This window comes from Streptomyces sp. NPDC056738 (genome assembly GCF_042790435.1).
Lineage (GTDB): Bacteria > Actinomycetota > Actinomycetes > Streptomycetales > Streptomycetaceae > Streptomyces.
Genome location: NZ_JBHTZF010000007.1, coordinates 348,659 through 369,117, shown reverse-complemented (window position 1 = coordinate 369,117; position 20,459 = coordinate 348,659). Strand labels below are relative to the sequence as shown.

Below are 20,459 nucleotides of genomic sequence, written 5' to 3'. Positions count from 1 at the left end.
CCCGCTGACGTCTGAGAGCTGCCCCTGCCATGCTGCGCTTCCTCATTCGCCGGACACTCGGCGCCGCCGTCATTCTCTTCCTGCTGAGTATCGTCGCGTTCCTGCTGTTCTTCGGGATGCCGAGGGACCCGGGTCTGCTGATGTGCGGCAAGACATGCACGCCTGCCAACCTCGCGAACATCCATCACGTGCTCGGCCTCGACAAGTCGATCCCGGAGCAGTACTGGATCTTCCTGCACAACCTCGTGCTGGGCAGCAACGGCTTCGACCAGGGTCCGTGCCCCGCGCCCTGTTTCGGGTACTCGTACCACACCAATGAAGAGGTCTGGGGCACGCTGATGGACCGCCTGCCCACCACGGTGTCGCTGACGCTGGGTGCCGCGGTCTGCTTCCTCATCGTGGGTCTGGGCACCGGCATGCTCGCCGCGTGGAAGCGCGGAACGCTCGTGGACAAGACGGTGACCGCCGGCGCGATGGTGCTCAGCTCGATGCAGATCTACTTCCTCGGCCCCCTGGCGCTGGCCGCCCTCGTCTACCAGAGCCACCTCTTCGACAAGCCCGCCTACAACGACTTCACAGCGGACCCGGTGAGCTGGTTCACCGGACTGATCATCCCCTGGGTGATCCTGTCCACGATCTTCGCCTCGCAGTACACCCGTATGGCGCGCTCGTCGATGATCGAGCAGCTCCAGGAGGAACACGTCCGCACCGCCCGCGCCAAGGGCATGTCGCGCAAGTACGTCTTCTTCCGCTACGCCTGGCGCGGATCGCTGATCCCCATCGTCACCATCTTCGGCATCGACCTCGGCTCGCTGCTGGGCGGCGCGATCATCACCGAGTACACCTTCGGACTCCCCGGCCTCGGCAAACTCGCCGTGGAATCGGTCTTCTTCAGCGACCTTCCGCTGCTGCTGGGCGTGATGCTCTTCTCCGCCGCCATGATCCTGCTGTTCAACATCATCGTGGATGCCTGCTACGCCTTCATCGACCCGCGCGTGCGGCTGTCCTAGGAGCACTCCGTGACCACTCTGACCAAGGAATCGGGCGCCGGCACCCCGGCGGACTCGGGTGCCTTCCTCTCGGTGCGCGACCTGTACGTCCGGTTCAAGACCGAGGACGGCGTCGTCAAGGCCGTCGACGGGCTCTCCTTCGACCTCGAACGGGGCAAGACCCTCGGCATCGTGGGGGAGTCGGGCTCCGGCAAGTCGGTGACCAACCTGACGATCCTCGGCCTGCACAACCCGATGTTCACCACCATCGAGGGCGAGATCGTGCTCGACGGGCAGGAGCTGATCACCGCCCGCGAGTCGGAGTTGGAGAAGGTGCGCGGCAACAAGGCCGCCATGATCTTCCAGGACCCGCTGACGGCGCTCTCCCCCTACTACACGGTGGGCCGGCAGATCGCCGAGCCGTTCTGGAAGCACACCGGGGCCTCGAAGAAGGCCGCCTGGGACCGCGCGGTGGAGATGCTCGGCAAGGTCGGCATCCCCAACCCCAAGGAACGGGCGAAGGACTATCCGCACCAGTTCTCCGGCGGTATGCGCCAGCGCGCGATGATCGCGATGGCGCTGGTCTGCGACCCCGACCTGCTGATCGCGGACGAGCCGACCACCGCGCTGGACGTCACCGTGCAGGCCCAGATCCTCGACCTCCTGAAGAACCTCCAGCAGGAGTTCGGCTCGGCCATCATCTTCATCACGCACGACCTGGGCGTCATCGCGGACATGGCCGACGACATCATGGTGATGTACGCGGGCGGGGCGGTGGAACGCGGCACGGTGAACGAGGTGCTGCGCTCGCCCCAGCACCCCTACACCTGGGGCCTGCTGAACTCGATGCCGCGGCTGGACTCGGACCTCGGCACGCCGCTGGCGCCCATCCCCGGCGCGCCGCCCTCCCTGCTGCGGCCGCCGTCGGGCTGCCGGTTCCACCCCCGCTGCACCTTCCAGGGCGAGGTCGGGGGCGCGCGCTGCGTGGACGAACTCCCGCTGCTGCCGGCGGGCCGGGGCGGCGCGTGCCACCTCACGGCCGAGCAGAAGCGGACCATTTTCATCGAGCAGATCAAGCCCCGGCTGCGGTAGGGAGAACAGCGAGATGAAGGAAGACGTCGCGAAGGAAGACGTCGAGAAGGACGTCACGGCGGGCGCGGCCACGCTGCCCGCCCCGCGCTCCGCAGGCGGTGACAGCTCCGACGAGCCGCTGCTCGTGGTCGAGAACCTGGTCAAACACTTCCCGGTCAAGGGCGGTTTCCCGATCAGACGGACCATCGGCGCGGTGCAGGCCGTGGACGGCATCGACCTGACGGTCCACGTGGGCGAGAGCTTCGGCCTGGTGGGGGAGTCGGGCTGCGGCAAGTCCACGACCGGACGCCTGATCACCCGTCTGCTGGAGCCGACGGGCGGCACCGTCTCGTACCGCGGACAGGACATCAGCCACGCCGGCCGCAAGCAGCTCGCGCCGGTGCGCTCCGAGATCCAGATGATCTTCCAGGACCCGTACTCGTCGCTGAACCCGCGGCAGACGGTCGGCAAGATCATCTCCGCGCCGATGGAGATCAACGGGATCAACCCGGCGGGCGGCCGCGAGAAGCGCGTGCGTGAGCTGCTGGAGATCGTCGGTCTGAACCCCGAGCACTACAACCGCTTCCCGCACGAGTTCTCCGGCGGTCAGCGCCAGCGCATCGGGGTCGCCCGCGCGCTGGCGTCCGAGCCGAAGCTGATCGTCGCCGACGAGCCGGTCTCCGCCCTGGACGTCTCCATCCAGGCGCAGGTCGTCAACCTCCTCCAGGACGTGCAGCGGGAACTGGGCATCGCGTTCCTGTTCATCGCCCACGACCTCGCGGTGGTACGGCACTTCTCGCAGCGCGTCGCCGTCATGTACCTCGGCAAGGTGATCGAGGTCGGCGACCGGGACTCCATCTACACCCGGCCCCGGCACCCCTACACCCACGCCCTGCTCTCCGCGGTCCCCGAGGTCGAACTGGAGGAGACCGACAAGCCGCCGCGGGAACGCATCCGCCTCGCGGGCGACGTGCCGTCGCCCATCGCCCCGCCCTCCGGCTGCCGCTTCCGCACCCGCTGCTGGAAGGCACAGGACAAGTGCGCGAGCGAGGAGCCGCCGCTGGTCCGGATCGCGGGCAACCGTGAGGGCCACCTGACGGCGTGCCACTTCCCGGAGGAGCCGACCACCGAGGCCCGGGACGAGGACATCGTCCTGGACCCGGCCCTGGCGGCCCTGGAGGACGCCCCCGAGGCCGGCTAGGACGGCCTGCCGTACGGAGGAGGGGCCCGCGCCGGACGCGCGGGCCCCTCTCCCGTACGCGGGCCGTGGGCGCGTACGGCCGGGCGGGGAGTCCGTACCGCGCGCGGGGGCCGCCGTCGCGGGCAAGGGGCCGTCACAGCCCGGCGGGCCGGCGGTACGGTCAGGTCCGGCCCGCGACCGTGATGATCTCGGGGGCGGTGGGGGCGAGCGGCCGGCGCCCCCAGTCGCCGTACTGCTCGTGCACGACGAGCCCGGCCTCGCCGAGGAACCTCCGCACGGCGTCCGCGCCCAGGAAGCGCAGGGTGCTGCGGCTGACCCGCGGCCGCTCCCAGCCCGGGTGCTCGAAGGTCTCGCTGAACGTCACCCGGTCCCCGAGCACCGGCGTCTCGACCTCGTGCCGCACCCGTACGGGGTCCCCGTGCTCGTCGCGCACCTCGCGGGCCCGCTCGGGCCGCCACCCCTCCCACGCCCGCACTGCGGGATTGCGGGTCTCGAAGACGAACCGCCCGCCGTCGCCCAGGGCCTGGCGCACGGCGGCCAGCGCGGAGCGCACCTCCTCGTCGCCGACGAGCACCTGGAACGCGTGCCCGGTCATCACGACGAGGTCGAACTCCCGCTCCCAGCGCACCGATCCGAGGTCACCGAGCACCCACTCGACGTCCGCCTGCCCGCGCGCCTGCACCAGCATGGCCGCGGCGGGATCCAGCCCGCACAGCCGCCCCGCGTGACCGGCCTTCCGGGCACGCGCCAACAGGCGTCCCGTCCCGCATCCGACGTCGAGCACGGACCGCGCGGACATCACCAGATCCAGGTAGAAGTCGTCGCTCGGACCCCATGGATTCAGCGCGTCGTACAAGGCGGCGAGTGAGACGTCACTGAACGATCGGTCAGCCATCACAGCAGTCTGTCAGCCGCGGCGGTCTCACGAAACCACTGATCGGAAAGGAACGGGTGAGCAACGTGAGGGGAAAGAATGGCAGGTTGGAGGGACGGGGAACGGGAGCCGGGGTGTGCCGGGCTCCGGCACCGCCGACGAGGATCGGGACGAGATGCTGCATCACATCGAGCTGTGGGTACCGGACCTGGGACGGGCCGTACGCTCCTGGGGCTGGCTCCTGGGGCGGCTCGGCTACACGCCCTACCAGGACTGGCCGGACGGCCGGAGCTGGCGGCTGGGGGAGACCTACCTGGTCTTCGAGCAGTCCCCGGCCCTGACCGCAGACCGCCACGACCGGCTGCGCCCGGGCCTGAACCACCTCGCCTTCCACGTCCCGGGCCGCGCCGAACTCGACACCCTGGTCACCGAGGCCCCGGACCACGGCTGGACCCTGCTGTTCCCCGAGGCCCATCCCCACGCGGGCGGTCCCGCCCACTACGCCGCCTACCTGGAGGACCAGGACGGCTTCGAGGCCGAACTCGTGGCCCGGCAGGAGGAGTAGGGGAGCGTTAATCGCTCGACATCGAACGGCCCCGGCCGGGATGCTTCACCCCGATGACTTCACAGACACGTACGGACATGCCCCGTGACTGGGACGAGCGTTCCCAGTTGGCCACCTTCCTCGACTACGCCCGGGCCACCGCCCGCGCCAAGTGCGAGGACGTCTCGGCCGAGGACGCCCGCAAGGCGCCGCTGCCCGGGTCGCCGCTCATGACCCTGAGCGGGCTGATCAACCATCTGCGCTGGGTCGAGTACTACTGGTTCCAGGTGGTCTTCCAGGGCGAGGAGGACGAGGGGCCCTGGACGGACGAGGACCCCGACCGCGAGATGCGCATCGCCGTCGACTTCCCGCTCGCGCAGCTTCTCGACGAGTACGAGGAACAGAGCGCCCGCTACCGCACGTTGGTGGCCGAGCACGACCTCGACACCAAGGCCAAGCGGGCCGGTCGCGACGGCACCCACGTCGACCTCCGCTGGATCGTCCTCCACCTCGTGGAGGAGACGGCCCGCCACAACGGCCACCTCGACATCCTGCGCGAACTGGCCGACGGCCGGACGGGAGGCTAGACCATGGGAGACGCGCGGGTACCGCACCCCACCATCCGTACGATCACCTTCGACTGCACCGGTGATCCCTACGAAGTCGGTCTGTTCTGGAGCCGGTTGCTCGGCAGGCCGCTGCACGACGACGACAAGCCCGGTGACCCGGAGGCGGTCCTGGAGGACCCGTCCGGCGGCCCGACGCTTCTGTTCGTACGGGTTCCCGAGGGCAAGGCGGCCAAGAACCGCGTCCACCTCGACCTGACCCCGCACGGCCGCACCCGCGACGACGAGGTCGAACACGCCGTCTCCCTGGGCGCCCGCCGCGTCGCCGACCACATCCGCCCCGACGGGAGCGGCTGGGTCGTCCTCGCGGACCCCGAGGGCAACGAATTCTGCATGGAGCGCGGGGACCTGGAGCTGACGGACAAGTCCTAGGGCGTGTCCCGGCCGGACCCGGAACGCGAGAAGGCCCGCACGGGGAAGTGCGGGCCTTCGTTCCCCTGGAACCGGCGTTCACGGGCTCGGGTCAATGGGCCGGGAAAGACGGTTCCTGAAGGTGGCGGCTGACGAAAAGGGGTGTGTCAGACCGCCGCCTCGGAGTCCTTCGCGAGACGCTGGGCCGGGACGGTCTCCGTCGTCTCCGGGTAGTGGCAGGCCGTCAGGTGACCGTCGTTGCTGCCCGAGATCTGCACCAGCGGCGGAGCCTCGGTCGCGCACTTCTCCGTCGCCTTCCAGCAGCGGGTGCGGAACCGGCAGCCCGACGGCGGGTTGAGCGGCGAGGGGACGTCACCCTTGAGCAGGATGCGCTCACGGGCCGGGGCGTCGTCCGCGGTCGCCTCGGGGACGGCGGACATCAGCGCGCGGGTGTACGGGTGACGCGGGTTGTCGTACAGGTCCTCGCGGTTGGCGATCTCGACGATCTTGCCGAGGTACATCACCGCGACGCGCTGCGAGAAGTGCCGCACGATCGCGAGGTCATGCGCGATGAACAGGAACGCGATGCCCAGGTCCCGCTGGAGGTCCTGGAGCAGGTTCACGACCTGCGCCTGGATGGAGACGTCGAGCGCCGAGACCGGCTCGTCCGCGACGATCAGCTTCGGCTCCAGGGCGAGCGCGCGGGCCACCCCGATGCGCTGGCGCTGACCGCCGGAGAACTCGTGCGGGAAGCGGTTGTAGTGCTCGGGGTTGAGACCGACCGTCTCCAGCAGCTCACGGACACGCTTCTCGTAGCCGCCGGGCGTCTTGATCCCGTTGATCTCCATCGGACCCGAGATGATCTTGCCGACCGTCTGCCGCGGGTTCAGCGAGGCGTACGGGTCCTGGAAGATCATCTGGATCTCGGAGCGCACCGGTGCGAGCTGCTTGCGGCCGGCGTGCGTGATGTCCTGGCCGCGGTACTTGATGCTGCCGCCCGTGGGCTCCAGCAGACGCGTGACCAGCCGGCCCGTCGTCGACTTGCCGCAGCCGGACTCGCCGACCAGACCGAGGCTCTCGCCCTCGGCGACCTGGAAGTCCAGACCGTCCACGGCCTGGACCGCGCCGATCTTCCGCTTGAAGGGGAAGCCGCCCATCACCGGGAAGTGCTTGGTCAGTCCGGTGACGTCCAGGAGGGGGTTCGTGTTGCTCATGATCGTGAAGTCCCGTCTCAGTTACGTCAGTGCGACCGCGTCGCGGCGAAGTCGGCGAAGAAGTCGCGGCGCTGGTCCGCCGTGAGGTGGCAGGCGGCACCGCGCCCGTCCGTGACCTGGAGCAGCGGCTGCTCGCTGGAGCAGCGGCCGTCCGTGACCTTCTCCGCGAAGGTGCACCGCGGGTGGAAGCGGCAGCCCGACGGCGGGTTGAGGAGCGAGGGCGGCGAGCCGGGGATCGGCGACAGCGGCACGTCGACCGGTCCGTCCAGGCTCGGCATGGAGCCCAGCAGACCCCAGGTGTAGGGGTGCTGCGGCGCGCGCAGCACCTCCTTCTTGGTGCCCCGCTCCACGCACCGGCCGCCGTACATCACCAGCACGTCGTCCGCGATGTCCGCGATGACGCCGAGGTCGTGGGTGATGAAGATGATGGCGGTGCCGAACTCCTGCTGGAGGTCCTTGAGCAGGTCCATGATCTGGGCCTGGACGGTGACGTCGAGCGCGGTGGTCGGCTCGTCCGCGATGAGCAGCTCGGGGTCGCAGACCAGCGCCATGGCGATCATCGCGCGCTGGCGCATACCGCCGGAGAACTGGTGCGGGTAGTCGTCCACCCGGACGTCCGGCTGCGGGATGCCGACGCGCCGCAGCATCTCGATCGCCCGCAGCCGGGCCTCCTTCTTGGAGGCGCCGGTGTGCTTGCGGTACGTCTCGCCGATCTGCCGGCCGATGGTGTGGTACGGCGACAGCGAGGCCAGCGCGTCCTGGAAGATCATCGACATCTTGTTGCCGCGCAGCCGCTCCAGCTCCCGCTCGGAGGCGGTCAGCAGCTCCTTGCCGTCGAGCAGGATCTCGCCGTCGATGGCCGTGCGCTCACGGTCGTGCAGACCGAGGATCGTCAGGTTCGTGACGGACTTGCCCGAACCCGACTCGCCCACGATGCCGAGCGTCTTGCCCTTGGCCAGGTCGAAGGTGAGACCGTCGACGGCCTTGACGACGCCGTCCTCGGTGGAGAAGTGGACCTTCAGATCCCTGACGGACAGGAAGGGCTGCTGATCGGTGCTCGTCACGGGGACGCTCCTGGGGGGTGATGCGAGGGGGTAGCTTGCGGTCGGCGGGTGAGCGGCGCGGGGGCGCCGGGGTCAGGCGAGCCGGATCCGCGGGTCGATGAAGGCGTAGACGGCGTCGACGATGATGTTGAAGAACACGATCGCCCCGGAGGCCACCAGAGTCACGGCCAGCAGCATCGGCAGGTCGTTCGCCTCGACGGCGGTCACGGCGAGCTTGCCGATGCCCTGGAGGCTGAAGACCGACTCGGTGATGATGGCGCCGCCGATGAGGGTGCCCAGGTCGATGCCGAAGATCGTGACGATCGGACCCATCGCGCCGCGCCAGGCGAAGCGGAAGAACACCGAGCGCCGGGACAGACCCTTGGCGCGCGCCGTACGCACGTAGTCCTCGCTGAGCTGTTCCACGAGCTGGGAGCGGGTCATACGGGTGTAGTTCGCGGTGAAGATGATCGACAGCGTCAGCCAGGGCAGCAGCAGACCGCCGGCCCAGGCCGCGGGGTCGTCGGTGAACGGCGTGTACGAGGGCTGCTCGAGGATGCCGAGCTGCTGGACCAGGAAGTACATCGCGATGTAGCCGACGAAGTAGATCTGGAGCGAGGAGCCGATCAGCGAGAACGAGCTGGCGATCTTGTCGGCGGCCTTGCCCTGCTTGACCGCGGCGATCATGCCCGTGCCGACACCGATGATGAGGAAGAAGACCGAGGCGCCGAGCGCGAGGGAGAGCGTCGTCGGCATGCGGTCCATGATCGTGCCCAGGACCGGCTCACGGTTGGTGAACGAGAAGCCGAGGCACGGGGCGTTGCAGTTGCCCAGGCCGCCGTAATCACGCCCGACGAAGATGCCCTCCAGCCAGTGCCAGTACTGCACCGGCAGCGGATCGGCGATCCCGAGGTTCACCCTGACCTGCTCCAGGAGGTCCTTGGTGCAGACCTTGCCGCACGCCATGCGGGCAGGGTCACGCGGGATCGCGTAGAAGAGCATGAAGGTGACGGCGCTGATGATCAGCAGAATCACAAGTGCGCCGATGACACGGCGGACTAGAAAACGGAACATGTGGCGTGACTTTCCGGACGGGGCGCCGTCGCCGGGAGTGTGGGGAGAAGTACGAGGGGGTGGAGAGGTACCGGGGCGGCGGCACGGGTGCCGCCGCCCCGGAGCTGGATCAGGCCTTCGCGGCGTAGACCTTGCCCAGCGCGATGCAGGTGTTGCCGGAGTCGTAGATCACGCCGCCGACCTTGGAGCCGTGGAAGTAGTTGCGGATCGGGTTGTAGTCCGGAACCACGGCGGCGAGCTGCATGATCTGCTCGTCGATGTCGCCCCACATCGTGGCGGCCTTCTTCGCGTCGGGCTCGATCGTGGCGGCGGCGATCGCCTTGTCCACGCTCGCGTCCTTGAGCTGCGGCCAGTTGACGCCACCGTCGGCGATCTGGCTGCTGTCGAAGCAGGGCTGGATGACGGCGTAACCGGCCGGCCAGTCCGGGCCCCAGCCCGCGGCGAACATGTCGTACTCGTTGTCGAGCTGGCCGATCTGGCTGTAGAAGGAGGTCTTGTCGACCTGCTTCACGACCGGGGTGAAGCCGGCCTTGGTCAGCGCGGTCTTGATCGCGACGGCCTGCTTGACCGCGTTGTCCGACTGCTGCATGGCGACGACGATGGTCTGGCCCGTCTTGCCGGCCTCCTTGAGAAGGGACTTGGCCTTCTCGGGGTCACCCATGGGCTTGGTCTTCTTCTCGTAGAGGTCGAAGTCCTTGTGGCCCGGGGTGAGGGGGCTGATGATCGTGGTCGCGGTCGCCGTGGAGAGCGAGCCACCACGGATCTGCTGGAGCTGCTTCGAGGGCCACGCGAAGTTGAGCGCCTGGCGCACCTTGACGTCGGTGACGCGCTTGGTGTTGATCGCGAAGTAGTAGCAGGTGGTGTCGACCTGCGTCAGGACGCGCTTCTTGAGCGTCGGGTCCGTCATGACCTTCTGGATGCGCTCGGCGGCGACCTCGTTGAGCAGCGACAGCGTGAACTGGTCGTTGCCCTGGTCGGCGATGTAGCGGTCCGTCGAGGCCAGCGACTGGAAGCCGAACTGGAAGACGAACTTGTCCGGGTACGCGTTGCGCAGCGGGTCCGTCTCGGCGACCCAGTGCTCGTTGCGGACCAGCGTCGCGCCCTTGCCGATGCTGCGGCTCTCGATCTTGTACGGGGCGCAGGACAGCGGGTGCTTGTCGTACTTCTCCTTGGTGTCGTGCTTCTTGGGCACGATGGAGAAGCCGCGCATGGCCACCATGAAGTTGAAGTCGGCGTGGGCCTCCTTCAGCTTGAACGTGATGGTCTTGCCGCTGACCTCGATGGAGTCGAGGTGCTTGCCGCCGTAGGGGCCCTTGTACTTGTCGCCGCCGACGAGCCAGCCCTGCGGGTAACGGGGACCCTGGGTGACGAAGGAGGCGAAGAGGCGCTCGAAGGTGTGGCGCACGTCCTCGATCGTGACGTCGGCGCCGTCCTCCCACTTCACGTTGTCCTTCAGCGTGAAGGACCAGGTCTTGCCGCCGTCGGCCGCGGTGCCGGCGTCCGTGGCGAGGTCACCCACGAGGGTGGTGCCGCCCTTGGAGTCGACCTTGTAGCCGGTCAGGCCGCGCAGGAACAGGACCGAGCAGGCGCCCTCGTACGAGGAGTAGAGCTGCGCCGGGTCCAGGTGGTCCCAGTCGATCTGGTCGAGGGTGTAGATCGTGCCGCCCTTGACCGCGCCGGCGACCTCGGGGGCCGGACCGGTGGAGTCGGCCTTGGTGCCGACCAGGATCTCGGCAGCCTTGGCCTTCGCCACGGACGGGGCCTTGTTGCTGCCGCTCCCGCCGCCGTTGCCGCTGCTGCAGGCGCTCAGAACCGTGGTGGCACCGGCGGCCACACCAGTGGCTATCAGGAAGTTTCTGCGGGAAAAGGACATGGCTTACCTGCCTAGTGGTGGGTGAATGTGAGACGGGTAACCAGCCGGACGGCTATGACCGGTACTGGGGGTGGAAGTCAGCGCTTGGACTTCGGGTCGAGTGCGTCGCGGACCGAGTCTCCGAGCAGGTTGAAGGCGAGGACGAAGATGATCATCGAGACGCCCGGGAAGATCATGAAGGTGATGTCTTCCGTGTAGAAGCCGGCACCACGCTGGATCATGACGCCCCAGTCCGGGGTCGGGTCCTGGATACCGACGCCGAGGAAGGCGAGACCCGCTTCGGCCGTGACGTAGGCCGGCAGCATGAGGGTCGACTGGATCAGGATCGGTGTCCAGAGGTTGGGCAGAAGTTCCTTGAAGACGATGCGGCGCGAGGACGCGCCGGTCACCTTCGCCGCCTCGACGAACTCGCGCTCCCGCAGGCCGAGGACCTGACCGCGCAGCAGACGCGCGATGGAGGCCCAGCCGAAGGCGGAGAGGACGAGGATCAGGCAGGTGGCCCGCAGCCAGGTCGGGACCTCTTCGTTGAAGGGCACGAAGAGCGCGTAGACGACCGGCATGAAGGCGATGAAGAACAGCGTCGACGGGAACGACAGGAGAATGTCGATCACCCGGCCGACGAAGTAGTCCGTCTTGCCGCCGAGGTACCCCGCGGTGATGCCGATCACGACACCGACCACCGTGGTCAGCAGCGTGGCGGCGGTCGCGATCATCAGCGACGTGCGGATGCCGTACAGCAGGAACGTGAAGACGTCACGTCCGAGCTGGGGCTCGATGCCGAACCAGAAGCTGCCGTCGATGCCGCCGTTGGGCTTCACCGGGAAGGCGAAGTCGTTGAGCAGGCCGTCGGTCTCCTGGCCGTACTGCTCGTACGGGTTCTTCCCGTACAGCTTGGCTATCAGCGGCGCGCAGATCGCGATGACGAAGAAGAAGACCACGATGTACGCGGAGACGACACCGGTGCGGTCGCGCTTGAAGCGCGTCCAGGCGAGTCGTCCGGGGGAGCGACTTTCCGAGCCCTTGTGGGTGGAAGACGAAGCCGGGGTCTTGCCGGTCTCGTCGGTCACCTCAAGTGGGGCGGCCGCGGATGGAGTAGGGGGGGTCATGATGCTCCAGGCCCGAGGGGGTCAAGGGCTCCGCAGGGCGCTCCCTACGGGCTACGCCGGACTTTTTCAACGCAATTCATGCAAGGTCAATAAAATCTCGGTCGCCTTGGTCTTCTCTTTACTTTCTTTACCTCTGATTGACCTGAGCGTAACTACGCGTGTAGCGCACTGTGGCCGTTCTGTGTCCGGATTCGGACTAACGGGGCGAAACGGGCAATGAGTTCGTTATCCGGACGCCGGAGTCTCGGAATGCGTACATCTCGTGCACTGGAATCAACAGTTCCGCATCGAACGGCGAAGATCTGTTGCGCGGAAGGTCAAGATCGTCTGCGAGGACGGTCAAGATCATTTGACGGAGTGTCCGGAACGCCTCCTTCTGGATGGATCGCCACTCGGAAGGGTGGGGTAAATGTGCGATCTGCCCTATATAGGAAGATATTGGGCCCTAAAGGCACACCGCGCTGGAACCGGACGTCCGAGCCCGACCCCGGCGCCGGCGGCACAGCGCACTCTCGAGGAGGCACTCCATGCGTGGAGCCACGCACGCCAAATGGGCCGCATGCGCGGCGGCGGTAGTCCTGGCGGCGTCCGCCTGCGGAGGGGGAGGGGGTGACAGCGGCGGCGGCAGCGGTTCCGGCACCGTCAGCGCTTCCTGGGGCGACCCGCAGAACCCGCTGGAGCCGTCCAACACCAACGAGGTGCAGGGCGGCAAGGTCCTCGACATGATCTTCCGCGGGCTGAAGCGGTACAACGCCAAGACCGGCGCCGCCGAGGACATGCTCGCCAAGAGCATCGAGACCACCGACTCGCAGAACTTCACGATCACGGTCAAGGACGGCTGGAAGTTCAGCAACGGCGAGGCCGTCACCGCGCAGTCCTTCGTCGACGCCTGGAACTACGGCGCCAGCCTGAAGAACAACCAGAAGAACGCGTACTTCTTCGGCTACATCGAGGGCTACGACAAGACGCACCCAGACACGGGCAAGCAGACCGCCGACACCCTGTCCGGGCTCAAGGTGACCGGAACGAACACGTTCACCGTCAAGCTGACCCAGAAGTTCTCGACGTTCCCGGACACCCTCGGCTACGCGGCCTTCTCGCCGCTGCCCAAGTCGTTCTTCAGCGACCACGCCGCCTGGGTCGCGAAGCCCGTCGGCAACGGCCCGTACACGATCAACAGCTACGCCAAGGGCTCCCAGATGTCCCTGACGAAGTGGGCCGACTACCCCGGGGACGACCCGGCGAAGAACGACGGCGTGACCCTCAAGGTCTACACGGACAACAACACCGCCTACAACGACCTGCTGGCCGGCAACCTCGACCTGGTCGACGACGTGCCCGCGGCCCAGCTCAAGAACGCCAAGAGCGACCTGAACGGCCGGTACATCAACACCCCGGCCGGCATCATCCAGACGCTCGCCTTCCCGTTCTACGACCCGAAGTGGAACACCAGCGGCGCCACCAAGGTCCGTCAGGGACTGTCCATGGCGATCAACCGCCAGCAGATCACCGACACGATCTTCCAGAAGACGCGCACGCCCGCGAGCGACTGGACCTCACCGGTGCTCGGCGAGAAGGGCGGCTTCCAGGAAGGCCTGTGCGGCAAGTACTGCGACTACAACCCGTCCGAGGCCAAGAAGATGGTCCAGGAGGGCGGCGGTCTGCCCGGCGGCCAGGTCAAGATCACGTACAACGCGGACACCGGCTCCCACAAGGAGTGGATCGACGCCGTCTGCAACTCGATCAACAACGCCCTCGGCAACGAGAAGGCCTGCGTCGGCAACCCGGTCGGCACCTTCGCCGACTTCCGCAACCAGATCGGGCAGCACAAGATGCCCGGTCCGTTCCGGGCCGGCTGGCAGATGGACTACCCGCTGATCCAGAACTTCCTCCAGCCGCTGTACTACACGAACGCCTCCTCCAACGACGGCCAGTGGTCCAACAAGCAGTTCGACAGCCTGGTCAACCAGGCGAACGCGGAGACCGACACGAGCAAGGCCATCAAGCTCTTCCAGCAGTCCGAAGAGGTCGTACGGGACAACATGGCCGCCATCCCGCTCTGGTACCAGAACGGCAGCGCCGGCTACTCGGACAAGGTCTCGAACGTGGCCCTGAACCAGTTCAGCGTGCCCGTCTACAACGAGATCACCGTCAACTGAGCCGCCACGGCGGGCCCGCCACGGCGGGTCCGCCCCTCTCTCCCCGGAGCACTCATGGGACGGTACGTCATCCGGCGTCTGCTGCAGATGATCCCGGTCTTCTTCGGCGCCACGCTGCTCATCTTCCTGATGGTGAACGTGATGGGCGACCCCATCGCGGGCCTGTGCGGCGACCGGCAGTGCGACCCCGCCACGGCCGCCCAGCTGCGCGAGGAGTTCAACCTCGACAAGAACGTCTTCGTCCAGTACCTGCTGTACCTGAAGGGCATCTTCACCGGTGACTTCGGCACCGCGTTCGACGGGCAGCCGGTCACCGACCTGATGGCGACCGCCTTCCCGGTCACCATCCGGCTGACGATCGTCGCGATCTTCTTCGAGATCGTCATCGGCATCACGCTCGGTGTCATCACCGGTCTGCGCCGCGGCCGGCCCGTCGACACCGGCGTCCTGCTGCTCACCCTCGTCGTCATCGCGGTGCCGACTTTCGTCACCGGTCTGCTGGCCCAGCTCCTGCTCGGTATCAAATGGGGCTGGATCAAGCCGTCGGTCTCCGGGGACGCCACCTTCGGCGAGCTGATCGTGCCGGGCCTGGTGCTGGCCTCGGTCTCCCTCGCGTACGTGACCCGTCTGACCCGGACCTCCATCGCGGAGAACAAGCGGTCCGACTACGTCCGTACGGCCGTGGCCAAGGGCCTGCCACGGCGCCGCGTCACCATCCGGCACCTGCTGCGCAACTCTCTGATCCCCGTGGTCACCTTCATCGGCACCGACATCGGCGCGCTCATGGGCGGCGCGATCGTCACCGAGCGGATCTTCAACATCCACGGTGTCGGCTACTACCTCTACCAAGGGATCGTGCGCCAGAGCACCCAGACCGTCGTCGGCTTCGTGACCATCCTCGTCCTCGTCTTCGTGGTCGCCAATCTGCTCGTCGACCTGCTGTACGCCGTACTCGACCCGAGGATCCGCTATGCCTGAGCAGCCGCCGTACGAGGAAGAGGAATTCCACCACGGCCCCGAAGGTCCGCCGCCGGAGGACCTGGCCATCGCTCCGACCGGCTTCGGCGGCCCCATGGACCTCGGATCGAGCGAAGCGGAGACCCTGGAGAAGACCCCGGGCGGACCGGAGGGGACGGGGCCGAAGGAGAAGCCGCGCTCCCTGTGGTCCGACGCCTGGCGGGACCTGCGCCGCAACCCGGTCTTCATCATCTCCGGACTCGTCATCCTCTTCCTGGTCGTCATCTCGATCTGGCCCTCGCTGATCACCGACCAGTCCCCCCTCAAGTGCGACCTCTCCAAGGCGCAGGAGGGCTCGCAGCCCGGACACCCCTTCGGCTACGACGGACAGGGCTGCGACGTCTACACACGGACCGTCTACGGGACCCGCATCTCCATCAGCGTCGGCGTCCTCGCCACGATCGGGGTCGCGCTCCTCGGCTCGTTCCTCGGCGGGCTGGCCGGCTTCTTCGGCGGGGTCGGCGACTCGATCCTGTCCCGGATCACCGACATCTTCTTCGCGATCCCCGTCGTGCTCGGCGGTCTGGTCCTGCTCTCCGTGGTGACCAGCAACACGATCTGGCCGGTCGTCGGGTTCATGGTGCTGCTCGGCTGGCCGCAGGTCTCCCGGATCGCGCGCGGCTCCGTCATCACCACCAAGGAGAACGACTACGTCCACGCGGCGCGCGCGCTCGGCGCCTCCAACTCCCGGATGATGCTCCGGCACATCACCCCGAACGCGGTCGCCCCGGTGATCGTCGTCGCGACCATCGCGCTCGGCACGTACATCTCGCTGGAGGCGACGCTGTCGTACCTGGGTGTCGGTCTCAAGCCCCCGACGGTGAGCTGGGGCATCGACATCTCCTCGGCCTCCGCCTACATCCGCCAGGCACCGCACATGCTGCTGTGGCCGGCCGGCGCGCTCGCGATCACCGTGCTCGCGTTCATCATGCTCGGCGACGCGGTGCGCGACGCCCTCGACCCGAAGCTGAGGTGAGAGCCGTGCTCCTCGAAGTGCGCGATCTGCAGGTGGAGTTCAGGACCAGGGACGGGGTCGCCAAGGCCGTCAACGGCGTCACGTACAGCGTCGACGAGGGCGAGACGCTCGCCGTGCTCGGCGAGTCAGGCTCCGGCAAGTCGGTGACCGCCCAGGCGATCATGGGCATCCTCGACATCCCGCCCGGGAAGATCACCGGCGGCGAGATCCTCTTCCAGGGCAAGGACCTGCTGAAGTTCAAGGAGGAGGAGCGGCGCAAGGTCCGCGGCGCCGAGATGGCGATGATCTTCCAGGACGCGCTGTCCTCCCTGAACCCCGTGATCAACGTCGGTGACCAGCTCGGCGAGATGTTCACCGTGCACCGGGGAATGTCGCGCAAGGAAGCCCGCGCCAAGGCGATCGAGCTGATGGAGCACGTGCGCATCCCGGGTGCCGCCGAGCGGGTGCGGGACTATCCGCACCAGTTCTCCGGCGGTATGCGCCAGCGCATCATGATCGCCATGGCGCTGGCCCTGGAACCCGCGCTGATCATCGCCGACGAACCGACCACGGCGCTCGACGTCACCGTGCAGGCCCAGGTCATGGACCTGCTCGCCGAACTCCAGCGCGAGCTCAACATGGGGCTCATCCTCATCACCCACGACCTCGGCGTGGTCGCGGACGTCGCCGACAAGATCGCGGTGATGTACGCGGGCCGGATCGTCGAGACCGCCCCGGTCCACGACATCTACAAGGCGCCCGCCCACCCGTACACCAAGGGTCTCCTCGACTCGATCCCCCGGCTCGACCAGAAGGGCCAGGAGCTGTACGCCATCAAGGGACTGCCGCCCAACCTGATGCACATCCCGCCGGGCTGCGCCTTCAACCCGCGCTGCCCGATGGCCCAGGACATCTGCCGCACCGAGGTGCCGCCGCTCGCCGCCGTCGACGAGAACCGCGGGAGCGCCTGCTTCTTCTGGAGGGAGTGCCTCGATGACTCAAGCCGCAACTGAGCCGCTGCTGGAGGTCAGCGGACTGGTCAAGCACTTCCCGCTCACCCAGGGGATCCTGTTCAGGAAGCAGATCGGGGCCGTCAAGGCGGTCGACGGGGTCGACTTCCACCTCGACCGCGGCGAGACCCTCGGCATCGTCGGCGAGTCCGGCTGCGGGAAGTCCACCGTCGCCAAGATGCTGGTCAACCTGGAGCGGCCGACCGAGGGCGCGATCAAGTACAAGGGCGAGGACATCACCAAGCTGTCCGGCAAGGCGCTCAAGGCGGTGCGCCGCAACATCCAGATGGTGTTCCAGGACCCGTACACCTCGCTCAACCCGCGCATGACCGTCGGCGACATCATCGGGGAGCCGTACGACATCCACCCCGAGGTCGCGCCGAAGGGCGACCGGCGGCGCCGGGTCCAGGACCTGCTGGACGTGGTCGGGCTCAACCCGGAGTACATCAACCGCTATCCGCACCAGTTCTCCGGCGGCCAGCGCCAGCGCATCGGCATCGCGCGGGGCCTGGCGCTGCGGCCCGAGATCATCGTCGCCGACGAACCGGTCTCCGCGCTCGACGTCTCCGTGCAGGCGCAGGTGATCAACCTGCTGGACCGGCTCCAGGCCGAGTTCGACCTCAGCTACGTCTTCATCGCGCACGACCTGTCGATCGTGCGGCACATCTCCGACCGGGTCGGGGTGATGTATCTCGGGCGGATCGTGGAGACCGGCAAGGACGTCGAGATCTACGACCATCCCACCCACCCCTACACGCAGGCGCTGCTGTCCGCGGTGCCCGTGCCGGACCCGGAGGCCCGGGAGCACCGGGAGCGGATCATCCTGCACGGCGATGTGCCCTCGCCCGCGAACATCCCGTCCGGCTGCCGGTTCCGCACGCGCTGCTGGAAGGCGCAGGAACGCTGCACGCTGGAGGTGCCGCTGCTCGCGGTGCCGGCCGAGTTCCGGCTCGTCGAGGGACCGGCCGCCCACGACTCGGCCTGTCACTTCGCGGAGGAGAAGCAGGTCGTGCCGCCCGAGGAGCCGTCCGACGGAACGCCATAGCGTCACAAACGTGGGCAAACTTCGTTAACACGCAGGCAACTTGACGGAAGCGGTACCGATATACGGACGCGGCAGGGTGAACACCGTACGGCCGTGCGGGTGCCGTGAACGAGCCGGGGTGTCGCCATGTCACCCCGGCTCGTACTTTTGCGCCCGCTCGGTGGGGGCGGTCGGTGCTCAGTCCAGACCGAGGGAGCGCTTCAGGAAGTCCACCTGGAGCAGGAGCAGGTTCTCGGCGACCGTCTCCTGCGGGGTCATGTGGGTGACCCCCGACAGGGGCAGCACCTCGTGCGGGCGGCCGGCGGCGAGCAGGGCGGAGGAGAGCCGCAGGGCGTGCGCCACCACCACGTTGTCGTCCGCGAGGCCGTGCACGATCATCAGCGGCCGGTGCGTGTCCGCGGGCTCGGCCAGTCCCTCGTCGGTGACCAGCGAACTCTTCGCGTACACGGCCGGGTCGGCCGCCGGGTCGCCGAGGTAGCGCTCCGTGTAGTGGGTGTCGTACAGCCGCCAGTCCGCGACCGGGGCGCCCGCGATGCCCGCGTGGAAGACGTCGGGGCGGCGCAGCACGGCGAGCCCCGCGAGCCAGCCGCCGTACGACCAGCCGCGGATCGCGACCCGGGACAGGTCGAGCGGGAACCGTTCCGCGAGACCGTGCAGCGCCTCCACCTGGTCGTCGAGGGACAGCGTCAGGTCGTCGCGGATCGCCTTCTCCCAGGCGGGGGAGCGCCCCGGGGTGCCGCGGCCGTCGGCGACGACCACCGCGAAACCCTGGTCGGCGAACCACTGCGAGGTGAGGTGCGCGTTGTGCGCGGCCAGCACCCGGGGGCCGTGCGGACCGCCGTAGGGGTCCAGGAGGACGGGCAGGGGAGTGTCACCGTCGTAGTCGGTCGGCATAAGCACGGCGCATGGGATTTTCTGTGCGCCCCCCTGTGTGAGCGTCACGCGCGGGGTCAAACCGGGATCTTCGGCGTACGAGGGGATGATCGCGAGTCGCTTCCCGTCGCGCAGCACCTGCACCTGGGCACCCGGCTGGTCGAGCACCGACGACACGAGCACCGTCACGCCCCCGGCGCGCACGGCCGAGTGCACGCCGGGCTCCTGCGAGACGCGCTCCAGGCCGAGTTCGTTCACCCGGTACACATGGACTTCACCCGTTTCGGGGGAACTCGCTCCCTCGCCCGCCGAGGCCGAGACCAGCACGTCGTCGGCCGACACGTCGAGCACCGCCCGCACGTGCAACTGCGCTCCTGTCAGCGGGCGTTCGCCGAACGCCAGGACCCGCGCGCCGCCCTCGTCGGCGATCCGCACGAGCTGTCCGCCGGGGCTCCAGCACGGCACCCCGGGGAAAAGATCAAGCCAAGTTGGATCTTCGTCCGCGTGCACCATCCGGGTCGCCCCTGAGTCGGGGTCCACGGCCAGGAAGAGCTGGCTGCGCTGATCCCTCGCCTGCACCAGAAGCAACGGTGCCCCAGCGGCTGACCAGTGCACATGTGCCAGATACGGGTAGCGCGCCCGGTCCCAGGACACCTCGGTGCGCACCCCGTCGAGCCCGAACACGAAGAGCCGTACCTCGGCGTTGGCGCTGCCCGCCACCGGATAGGCGACCCGCTGCGGATCGGCTTCCGGGTGCGCCGGATCGGAGATCCACCAGCGCTGTACGGGCGTGTCGTCGACCCGCGCGACGAGCAGCCGGTCCCCTTCGGGCGACCACCAGAAGCCGCGCGAACGCCCCATCTCCTCGGCCGCGATGAACTCGGCCAGTCCATAGGAAACCGTCCCGGGGCCCGCGGCCGGCTCCGGCTCCGCGACGGCCCGGTCGCCCTCGCCCTCGGCCCCGACGACGCGCAGGGCGCCCCCGGACACGTACGCCACGAGCGTGCCGTCCGGGGAGGGGCGCGGGTCGATCACCGGCCCGGGGACGCGGAGTTCACGCGCGGTACCGGCCCGCAGCTCGGCCGTGAACAGCCGCCCTGACAAGGTGAAAGAGGCCAACTCGGCGGCTGCGTCGGTGGCATATCCGACGATGCCGGCGCCGCCCTCGCGGCTGCGCTCGCGGCGCGCCCGCTCCTCGGGGGACAGGCGCTCGGTGGCTCCGCCGAGCAGGGCCGCGGGGTCGGCCACGACCCGCTCACGGCCCTCGGGCACGTCCAGCACCCACAGTTGGTTCGCCCGCTCCGTGCCGGAGGGGGAGCGCAGGAACACCACGCGGGAACCGTCCGGGGACACGGTGAACGCGCGCGGCGCGCCGGAGCTGAACCGCTGGGTGCGGGCGTACCGGCGCGGGAAGGAGAGAGGCTCGGTCGTCAT

The 20,459-nt window shown here is 68.3% G+C and carries 18 protein-coding genes; 11 read left to right on the top strand and 7 right to left on the bottom strand.

All coding sequences use genetic code 11. The features are described from left to right. The first annotated feature begins 29 nt into the window (after positions 1–29). Genes ACFRIC_RS21015 through ACFRIC_RS21005 form a run of 3 tightly spaced genes read left to right on the top strand, consistent with a single transcriptional unit; the run spans position 30 to position 3,261 of the window. Positions 30–1,010, top strand: a complete 981-nt coding sequence (locus ACFRIC_RS21015; RefSeq protein WP_382787792.1) for an ABC transporter permease — start codon at positions 30–32, stop codon at positions 1,008–1,010. 9 nt (positions 1,011–1,019) lie between these two features. Then, positions 1,020–2,081, top strand: coding sequence for an ABC transporter ATP-binding protein (locus ACFRIC_RS21010; RefSeq protein ID WP_382787790.1), 1,062 nt, complete (start codon positions 1,020–1,022; stop codon positions 2,079–2,081). A gap of 13 nt (positions 2,082–2,094) precedes the next feature. After that, entirely contained in the window at positions 2,095–3,261 is a 1,167-nt protein-coding gene (locus tag ACFRIC_RS21005; protein WP_382787788.1) for an ABC transporter ATP-binding protein, read from the top strand. Positions 3,262–3,421: 160 nt separating this feature from the next. Here the strand turns inward: ACFRIC_RS21005 and ACFRIC_RS21000 are convergent, their stop codons facing one another. After that, the gene (locus tag ACFRIC_RS21000) at positions 3,422–4,156 is read right to left on the bottom strand and encodes a class I SAM-dependent methyltransferase (RefSeq protein ID WP_382787786.1); all 735 of its coding nucleotides are present in this window, start codon (positions 4,154–4,156) and stop codon (positions 3,422–3,424) included. 154 nt (positions 4,157–4,310) lie between these two features. Here ACFRIC_RS21000 and ACFRIC_RS20995 point away from each other — a divergent pair, with 154 nt between their 5' ends. The 3 genes from ACFRIC_RS20995 to ACFRIC_RS20985 are packed head-to-tail and all read left to right on the top strand — an operon-like array spanning position 4,311 to position 5,677. Then, positions 4,311–4,700: a VOC family protein gene (locus ACFRIC_RS20995; protein WP_382787784.1), complete on the top strand. Its 390-nt coding sequence runs from the start codon at positions 4,311–4,313 to the stop codon at positions 4,698–4,700. Positions 4,701–4,753: 53 nt separating this feature from the next. Then, entirely contained in the window at positions 4,754–5,266 is a 513-nt protein-coding gene (locus ACFRIC_RS20990) for a DinB family protein (RefSeq protein WP_382787782.1), read from the top strand. Positions 5,267–5,269: 3 nt separating this feature from the next. After that, entirely contained in the window at positions 5,270–5,677 is a 408-nt protein-coding gene (locus ACFRIC_RS20985) for a VOC family protein (RefSeq protein ID WP_382787780.1), read from the top strand. Positions 5,678–5,823: 146 nt separating this feature from the next. Here ACFRIC_RS20985 and ACFRIC_RS20980 read toward each other — a convergent pair whose 3' ends face one another. From ACFRIC_RS20980 to ACFRIC_RS20960, 5 genes are all read right to left on the bottom strand, one after another. Continuing rightward, entirely contained in the window at positions 5,824–6,870 is a 1,047-nt protein-coding gene (locus ACFRIC_RS20980; RefSeq protein WP_382787778.1) for an ABC transporter ATP-binding protein, read from the bottom strand. Between the two features lie 26 nt (positions 6,871–6,896). Then, positions 6,897–7,934: an ABC transporter ATP-binding protein gene (locus ACFRIC_RS20975; RefSeq protein ID WP_382787776.1), complete on the bottom strand. Its 1,038-nt coding sequence runs from the start codon at positions 7,932–7,934 to the stop codon at positions 6,897–6,899. 72 nt (positions 7,935–8,006) lie between these two features. Beyond that, positions 8,007–8,987: an ABC transporter permease gene (locus ACFRIC_RS20970; RefSeq protein ID WP_382787774.1), complete on the bottom strand. Its 981-nt coding sequence runs from the start codon at positions 8,985–8,987 to the stop codon at positions 8,007–8,009. 109 nt (positions 8,988–9,096) lie between these two features. Next, positions 9,097–10,860 carry an ABC transporter substrate-binding protein gene (locus tag ACFRIC_RS20965; RefSeq protein WP_382787772.1) on the bottom strand — a complete coding sequence of 588 codons (1,764 nt, stop codon included), beginning with the start codon at positions 10,858–10,860 and terminating at the stop codon, positions 9,097–9,099. Positions 10,861–10,937: 77 nt separating this feature from the next. Further along, entirely contained in the window at positions 10,938–11,966 is a 1,029-nt protein-coding gene (locus ACFRIC_RS20960) for an ABC transporter permease (protein WP_382787770.1), read from the bottom strand. Positions 11,967–12,493: 527 nt separating this feature from the next. On the opposite strand from ACFRIC_RS20960, the gene ACFRIC_RS20955 reads away from it, so the two are divergent. From ACFRIC_RS20955 to ACFRIC_RS20935, 5 genes are read left to right on the top strand one after another with little or no spacing between them, the layout of a single operon-like run. Further along, positions 12,494–14,125, top strand: coding sequence for an ABC transporter substrate-binding protein (locus tag ACFRIC_RS20955; protein ID WP_382787768.1), 1,632 nt, complete (start codon positions 12,494–12,496; stop codon positions 14,123–14,125). Between the two features lie 54 nt (positions 14,126–14,179). Continuing rightward, on the top strand, positions 14,180–15,103 hold the full coding sequence (locus ACFRIC_RS20950; protein ID WP_382787767.1) for an ABC transporter permease: 924 nt from the start codon (positions 14,180–14,182) through the stop codon (positions 15,101–15,103). After that, positions 15,096–16,118 carry an ABC transporter permease gene (locus ACFRIC_RS20945; RefSeq protein ID WP_382787765.1) on the top strand — a complete coding sequence of 341 codons (1,023 nt, stop codon included), beginning with the start codon at positions 15,096–15,098 and terminating at the stop codon, positions 16,116–16,118. The genes ACFRIC_RS20950 and ACFRIC_RS20945 overlap by 8 nt, the downstream gene beginning before the upstream one ends. 5 nt (positions 16,119–16,123) lie before the next feature. Beyond that, complete coding sequence (locus tag ACFRIC_RS20940) at positions 16,124–17,110, top strand: ABC transporter ATP-binding protein (protein ID WP_382787763.1); 987 nt, start codon at positions 16,124–16,126, stop codon at positions 17,108–17,110. Then, positions 17,091–18,152 (top strand): ABC transporter ATP-binding protein, encoded by a 1,062-nt coding sequence (locus ACFRIC_RS20935; protein ID WP_382787761.1) that lies wholly within the window; start codon positions 17,091–17,093, stop codon positions 18,150–18,152. Before ACFRIC_RS20940 ends, ACFRIC_RS20935 begins: the two co-directional genes overlap by 20 nt. Positions 18,153–18,329: 177 nt before the next feature. Here ACFRIC_RS20935 and ACFRIC_RS20930 read toward each other — a convergent pair whose 3' ends face one another. Then, entirely contained in the window at positions 18,330–20,459 is a 2,130-nt protein-coding gene (locus ACFRIC_RS20930) for a prolyl oligopeptidase family serine peptidase (RefSeq protein WP_382787759.1), read from the bottom strand.